Origin of the sequence: Mucilaginibacter sp. (assembly GCF_039207105.1) — a bacterium.
Classification (GTDB): Bacteria; Bacteroidota; Bacteroidia; order Sphingobacteriales; family Sphingobacteriaceae; genus Mucilaginibacter.
This window is the reverse complement of record NZ_JBCECK010000015.1, coordinates 58,423-66,141: the sequence shown is the minus strand read 5'-3', so window position 1 is coordinate 66,141 and position 7,719 is coordinate 58,423. Positions and strand designations below refer to the sequence as shown.

The 7,719-nt window shown below is 37.2% G+C and carries 4 protein-coding genes; 2 read left to right on the top strand and 2 right to left on the bottom strand.

What is annotated here, in order from left to right; translation table 11 throughout:
* Window positions 1-544: 544 nt before the first annotated feature.
* On the bottom strand, window positions 545-1,942 hold the full coding sequence (locus AAGC65_RS05300; protein WP_343111375.1) for a hypothetical protein: 1,398 nt from the start codon (window positions 1,940-1,942) through the stop codon (window positions 545-547).
* A complete protein-coding gene (locus tag AAGC65_RS05295; RefSeq protein WP_343111374.1) occupies window positions 1,939-3,705 on the bottom strand; it encodes an SIR2 family protein in 1,767 nt (588 codons plus the stop codon). The genes AAGC65_RS05300 and AAGC65_RS05295 overlap by 4 nt, the downstream gene beginning before the upstream one ends.
* 164 nt (window positions 3,706-3,869) lie before the next feature.
* Here AAGC65_RS05295 and AAGC65_RS05290 point away from each other — a divergent pair, with 164 nt between their 5' ends.
* Window positions 3,870-4,895: a hypothetical protein gene (locus AAGC65_RS05290; RefSeq protein WP_343111373.1), complete on the top strand. Its 1,026-nt coding sequence runs from the start codon at window positions 3,870-3,872 to the stop codon at window positions 4,893-4,895.
* A gap of 90 nt (window positions 4,896-4,985) precedes the next feature.
* Window positions 4,986-7,685 carry a P-loop NTPase fold protein gene (locus AAGC65_RS05285; protein WP_343111372.1) on the top strand — a complete coding sequence of 900 codons (2,700 nt, stop codon included), beginning with the start codon at window positions 4,986-4,988 and terminating at the stop codon, window positions 7,683-7,685.
* Window positions 7,686-7,719: the final 34 nt, after the last annotated feature.

Sequence of the window (7,719 nt, the reverse complement as noted above, 5' to 3'; positions counted from 1 at the left end):
CAGGCTTTTAGTCAATTTTGACATTGTTTTCTGCGGAATGGACGGGACTCGAACCATACCCTTATGTTTTTGAAAATCAATGTTTTTACTTTCTAAAAACCTGGCGCTCACCAGATGCTCACCTATTTTTTGCAACTAATTGAATGCAAATTGGTTACTTCAAATATACAAAAAAGCTTTTTGATGCAATATTGGTCATTGGATTTTCAAAGTCTTCTATCTAAGCTAACGGTGTATAAAATAACACGGCAAAAAGTGTTATTATTTAGTGACAAGTTGAAGAAGCAAAATCGCCCCCTTTCTACAGACAGTTATTAAAACGGTATAACAAGTTAATAGGTACATATTTTAAGTCGAGCAATTTCTCAGCAGCGAAGTCTTGACGTTGTAAAATTACAGGGCCATGTTCAATCTCAGATGATCCGGCGGTTGTGTATTAATCTGATAATGATATCTTCCATACGAACAAATGACAATAAGAGTCCAATGACATCGTTTTTAAAGTCCAGTCGAAATATTTTTAGAATGTTTAGACCGGCATTCATCACATAAAATACCTGTAATTGTATCGCTGTTTAATAATATCTGGTACCCTTTTGACGACATTGGCGAAGCTTTGGGAATAGCCCAGCGTAACAGGTATGGATTTATATAATGTATTATTATTCCAATCCATCTTTGTTAAAGCTAACATGCTTGAACAAGTTTCAAACCAACCACCAGAGCCCGAAAATCTTCTTATCAAAACAGGCTTAGGGATCGGAGTAAGTGCGCCCTCTTTAAAAACCTCTTTCCCACTGTGTGTAACGCCATCTACCGAACCTTGGAGCCAAAGCAGACACTCATTGTCACTTATTGGCAAATATGATCCTCGCTTACATGGATACGATGCTGGAAATTTGTTATCAAATCTGAATCCGCGCCACGAGGTACTTCTGATTATTTGTACAAGTTCAACTTCGGTCCTTCCACCAAATGCGTCAAAGCATCCACGCGCTTCTTCTTCCTGGAAGGGCGTTGTTTTATGAATCACGATTTTTTTTGGAATTTTTCCAGCGTGGCTATCCTGGTATATCTTCAAACTTTGAGACATAATTCCCTGCATTTCATTGTACGACAAATAAGGATTTTTATGGTCATCTACCGTGAAGTCCTTCGTGTCGTAAGCAATAAATTCAAAGCCTGTGCCATCGGGGTCATATACCTGGCTACAACAGGTTGTATATTCTGCACCACCATTTGGATCAGTCTTCATCGCATAACTTATACCAATATATGCTTCATCCTTATCAAAATCTTTTAGTTTCCATGGAATTCCGCCTGCTTTGGCATAGGTGGCAACACTTAGCCCCCACATCACGTTGGCCCGGCATTGTCGGTCCATAGCCCTGTCATTTAAGACTTGAATTGCGATGCCCAATGGCGCAGAATTTGCCTTCAAATAATCATGCAGATTAAATCCTTCAACCAAGAAACACCGTTCATAGTTCTTGGGTAAATAGATATAAACAACTTTAAAATTTGCTTTTTGCGCAACCAGGCTTCCGATGGCACTCAAGATCTTATTAGCCAGTTCCATGTAGGATCCGGCTGATGCCAGCGCTTCCGCATCCGCCCCTAACTCAATTTTTAGATCGTTGCCCGGAGGAACAAGCGAAATGCCCAAGAGTTGGCTGAATCCAGGATACTCTGGATAATAATCAGGTGCTTCAACGGGATTATGTTTGGTATTCAGCTCAGCCAACAGCTTTTCTATTTTAAAGCTCTTGCCGGCCGGAGCAATAGAAGCAATTGTGACCTCGGAAAGATAACCGAATTTCCTTCCATAAGGCCCATTATTTATTAATCCTTTTAATGGGTGCAAATTGGTTTTGTTATTAGCAAATAGTAATAGAGGCTCACTAATAATTTTATGACCCGATAATGCAGTAGATTCAATCATTGATTTGATTTATAAGAAAAAGATGTCTTATTATAAATTTTAAACTCCGGGTTATTTTCCGAGCCTTGTTCAAATGGGCTTAAAGTTGCTATTTCACCATCACCGAATATAATTTTTGACCATACGTCGAGTAACCTGCTCTGCGTAGTATTATATCTGGCTTTTTTCTTGGATTTTAAAAAATCAGTGGCTTTTTTGCGGTTTTCGCTTGGTTCAATCCAAACATCCGGAACAATCACCAACCAGAACTTACCGTCTAAAAATTCCAAAGAGAGTTCCACGCATTCCATCCAATAAGTATTATCAATACGGGGAACTATTCCAGCCAAACTCGCAGCCGGCAGCTCCTTCTTCTCTTTATAATCGTATTGCTTCAACGCCTCTTTTAATAAAGGGTCATATATTTTAAATGCTTCATCTTTAGCTTGAATGACGGCATAATACCTGCCCCTTGACTTGCGTAACTTAAGTGGCTTATTGTTGATTACAGCCCGCGCGATCGCCCTCGAATAAAAAGTAATTAACTGGGTATTTGATTTATAATTTGACATGTAAGATTCGAGATCAATGGTCTTAGCCGACTTGATTTCGTTTTCCGGCAATATTTTGTGAATCTCTTCCATACTTCCCCAAGCCAACACCGTTTTTGCTTTCACAACGATAGCTGCTGAATGGGCTTTAGTCATTTTTTCTTTGAATTCGGTATTTGTTAATACCTTCTTTAAACTTATGTTAAGGCATTCCGTGGGCATTTTTTGGACGGGAAATGCGTTTGTTCTTATAAGTGGATAACCACCTTTTATACTATATTTTGGAATCTTAGGAATCTCATACAGGGACCGTCTGATTTTTTCATCATATTTTTGATGTCCATAACCAATTACACGCCATATTCTTCCTAATAAGGAATCAAATGTTTCTGCTTCAATAATATGTGCGGTAATACCCAGGGACTTGGCTTTTTCAATCAAATTGGTGACAGCCGGATAAACATTTCCCTGTACAGATGTAACCCAGTACAAGCCTTTAGGAAAGGCATTCGGATTATTTAGAGCCAAATCAAATGCTTTCATTACATTTTCATCGCGGCCACTGTACCCGGACACAATAATACCATACCTTGAACAAGCATTGACAAAGCACTTCTCAATTTCTTTATCATTTTCTTTCAATTGCTCAGGCAGGTTTTTCATCTCGGTGTATCTGAAGTCTCCATGCATCTTCGCGTATATTGGGTAACGCTCATTATTGAGCGCCTCCAAGGCTGCGACGGAACCGTCTAATGCAAATGAATGCAGGTCTTTACCTTCAATTAATGAGTAGGCATTTTCTAAAACATTGTCGAAATTTGTAGTAAAAATAATACGCGCTTTTTCCAATGCTATTAACGAAGCCAAAACCCGGTGACCAGAGTTAATGGAAACCTTTACCGGATCCAGGCATTCAGCAATATAATTCTGTTGCAATTGTAAGTTATCGCCAAAAATTAATTTGAAATAAAAAGCGTATTCATCTTCCGCCCACATCGGCGGACATCCATTTGCTTCTAAGTAATTTTGAATTTTAGCCCGTACAGCATCGTTACTCAATTCATTATCAGAAATGTGTTGTTGTTCGAGTTGGCAATAATGCCTCCTCTTTAAATCCCAAATTATATCCGTCGCGGAAGGCATACCAGCTGACCTGGAGGCCCCTGCACCTAATAGCCACATGATTTGCGGAGCGTTTAAAGAATAGTAGTTTATAAATTCGTCGAGAGTCATCTCTTGTGTTAGGTTTATTTGCCCTAAATTAAGGATAAATTATATATATGATAATAATCAGACAACAGCTGCTATTGTGTGAAAACTAAAGGTTAAAAATAATTGACGCATATCTTTTATAGTTTTTAGCTTTAGGTACTTCTTATAACATAATTTAAATTTATATGCCAGAGACCGTTAATACATTTGAAGAATGGTTAAAACAAAAGGTAAGCACACCAACATTTGAATTAGGTCCTATTGAAAAGCCTGATTTATCGCCATATCTTATTCATATGACTGGTAAAGGCGCCTTAATTGATATTTTAGCGGGTTCAGGCAGCGAAGATTCCAAGTCTGGCTTTGGATATTTAAAATCTTCCATACCTGCTTATGACGGAGTGAATTATTATGTGTGCCCAGTTGTATGTTTCACCGAATCTCCAACATTTGCCTTAGATTTTTTCCGGTTGCGAAGTCTTGCCAGATGGCAGGCTGATCAACGTTATGGAATAGGCTTTTCGAAATCCATGCTGATTAAAGAATATGGTATCCGTCCTGTAATCTACTTAGATACAGCTACCAATAGCCAGTTATTAGGATTTTGCCGTAAAGCTCAAGAAGGTCATACGTTCTCGAATGATGAGGCTGAAAATGAGGCAATAAAAAGTTTATTTCTAAAACTCCAACCCCTACTTTTTCCGTTGTTGGAAAATCATCCGATGCAAGGATTTATGTGGGAACGCGAATGGCGTTTTCCGGGGTCGAATGGCTTGTCATTTCCCTACAGCGCTATTAAAGTCATTTGCTGTCCGCAAGAAGAAAAGCAGGAAATTTTAAAAGCGCTTGGTAGTTCTTATAAAGATATCACAATTGTCGAGAGCTGGAAGGAGTATAACGAATTAACGGCTTTTTTAAAGGAAAAGGAGAAAATTGGAATCGATTTAAATCATGTTTATCAAATTGATGATATTGAAACGCTGATCAAATTAATACACCAAAGTGAACAAGCACTCAATGCATTGCAGTCATTCAGGCATATTTTTAAACTTGATGAGTCAACATTTGACGATACTACTATGAATACCATTATAGAAAAGCTCAAGGAATATATTGGACGCCTAACCCAACAGTTGGAAGCTATGGAAATTTATAAAAATGAATATTTAAAGGAGCAGTTGAATGCATATTATCAAAGTCAGTGTTATTAATTACGACCCGCGTTAATTGCTAAATATTATGGCAGAATCTTAAATAAAATATTATTTGCCGTAATTTGAGTTTAACAACCGCCTGATCCAATGCAATTATTTAGAAGAAGCCAAATTCAGTCACAGAATAAGACCGCTAAAACTCCAGCAGTATTTTTATGGCTGGGAAAGTGGTTGAGGTTGGATATTGGTCTCTATTTTAACGCATTTAAATTCCGGGCACTGATTCCTCCATTGGCATTGACTTTTATATTTGTCCTTTCGAAAAAGATAATAAAGAGTCTGATCAACGTCTACCTTGTATGCCCTGTTTTCCAATGGGTACCTGACAAAAATATTTCAGCAGATATTGTCGTTCTTTTGACCGGATTCTTGACGTTAATATTTCTCTTTAAACAACTCGTAAAACATCTATTACCTACTCTAAATTCTTTGATCTGGTCTGTGACCATCTTAATAATTTATGTTTATGGCTTCCGGTCGTCTAATGAATACGTTTTTTATCAATTCAATTTACCATTACCCGAGAGTTTGTTTTACAACGACATCCTGCTGGCAAGTCTCCTGGTTTTAACAAGCAACTATAAATCTTTCTTTAATAAACTTGATATTCCTAAAACAAGATATGCCCTTTTAACCGACGGCTCCACTATTGATAAATACACCGACGCCTATGGGAGAACAGAATATGCCAATACAATTGCAGAGCATATAAATAAAACCTCGACAGACAACTCCTTTGCTATTGCAGTGACAGGCGAATGGGGCTCGGGAAAAACAGATTTCTTGTCGAGGTTGAAAAAGACGTTAGAAGAATCTACCGATAATATTTGCTTTGATTTCAATCCATGGAGGGTTAGTAAACCGGATGCTATAATTGAAGAGTTTTTTAAATCATTAACAGTTAAATTACAACCGTATAATCAGTCCATCGCAGGGAAAATCAGGGACTATTCGAAAAGGGTTTTGCAAACCAGCAAAGATTTGCAGTTTCGTTTGGTAGACGCATTATTGGGAGATTGGATACCTGAAGAAAGTATTCAGGAACAATATGAAAATATAAATGCGGGGATTGAAAGCATCGGTAAACGTATAGTTGTTTTTATTGATGATTTAGATCGCTTAACAGGTAGCGAAGTCATGGAAGTACTGCGTTTAATTAGAAATACAGCAAACTTCTCTAACACCTTCTTTATCGTGGGCATTGATCAAAAATATATCGTGGAGGTATTGAAAAACACGAAACACTTTTCCAATGAAGAGGAATATTTAAAAAAAGTGTTCCAATTGGTAATAACGCTACCTGCTTTTAAGAAAGAAATTTTCTCAAGTAAGGTAAAAGAATTTATCATAACTGACGATTTATCCCCTGCCAGTAAAACCAAGCTAACAGATACGCTTGGACGCCTCGGTGTTGATTTCCCGGATGAGGAGACTGGATTTGTGCTTCCTGTATCTCCGGAACATTTATTAGAAAAATTAAATGCCAATCTACGTGATTTAAAGCGTTTTTGTAACTCTTTCAAAATAGCCTTTAATATTTTAGAAGACGAGACAGATATATATGACATGTTCCTTCTTGAGTTAATCAGGAATAAAAATATAGAAGTCTACAATAAAATCCGTGACCGCAGCTTGTTAAAATTCGAAAAGGAGCATTCGGATCAATTTGCCTTGAATGAAGAAGTTTGGCAGCCGTTTACTGAAAGCAAAAAGGGAGTCCTGCCTCCCGAAGATTTAACAAACCTGGAAGAAGCTCTTCAATACTTGCTTACAGACAGGACTTTTAAAAACAACAGAAAAATCAAGCTCGCACATAATTTCTTCCTGTACTTTTCTTACCAGCTTTTCAATTTGATTTCCTTGAAGGAGTTTAATGAGACCATCGAGAAAGATTATGATCAAGTATTAGTAAAATTCAACGAATGGGCAGATACACCTGCAAAATTAAAAGAACTGCTGGCGATAACTGAATATTTGCTGGACTTCAAAGACGCTTCCTTTTTACAAAAAATGGTAGCTGTTTATTTAAATATCAAAGAAAGCAAGGAGTATTGGCGGTCCCATGTCCGTAAACTAATATTTGAGCACAGTGCTGGAAACCTTGATCAATATTTTGAGGGTGATCAAACCAAACATGAAACATTTCTTAAAGAGATTATGGCTGATAAAAAAATAAGCTTATTTAACCGGGCTTTATTGGCTAACCAATTTCTCGAAGTATTTATCAAACCCGGCAGGTTTTCAAATAAAGTATTAGATAAAAAGCAATGGCAGGATATTATTTTAGGACTGTTTGATAGTTACTTAGCTGAAATTGCCCACCTGGATCTAGATTCAATTTTATTCCTTATGCTTAATGACGACAGCCGGGTCTCTGGAGACCGGGTTGTACTTAATCCAGCCGCTACCCAGAAGTTAAAAGATGTTTTAACTACAAAGCCTGAGTTCTTCGAAGATTATGTTTCCATGTTTATCCGGCCTTATGGTTATCCTTACTCACCAGGCGGTGAGATGACCTTTGAACCCTATATGGAGCAAATATTTACCACTTGGGGGGAATTCGAAAAAATACTTGAAAAGGCAGTTTTTAAAAGCGGAGAAAATGACAAATTAAGAAAAGTTATTTTAAAACATATTGATACCTTTTATGCAAAAAAAGATGAGTCTTTTATAATTAAAGATAAAACGGATCAATTGTTCGTAGATTCAATAATGCTAAAACAAGGTCCAAAACAACCTCCATCAAGCAGCCTAAGCATTAACCTAAGTGATTTATTTAGCAGTTAATATTAAATAAATATTAGCCATAACTGCATATATT

Excerpts from the sequence above, each read along its gene's own strand:
- AAGC65_RS05300 (WP_343111375.1), bottom strand. The coding sequence starts at position 1,942 with ATGATTGAATCTACTGCATTATCGGGTCATAAAATTATTAGTGAGCCT.
- AAGC65_RS05295 (WP_343111374.1), bottom strand. The coding sequence starts at position 3,705 with ATGACTCTCGACGAATTTATAAACTACTATTCTTTAAACGCTCCGCAA.
- AAGC65_RS05290 (WP_343111373.1), top strand. The coding sequence starts at position 3,870 with ATGCCAGAGACCGTTAATACATTTGAAGAATGGTTAAAACAAAAGGTA.
- AAGC65_RS05285 (WP_343111372.1), top strand. The coding sequence starts at position 4,986 with ATGCAATTATTTAGAAGAAGCCAAATTCAGTCACAGAATAAGACCGCT.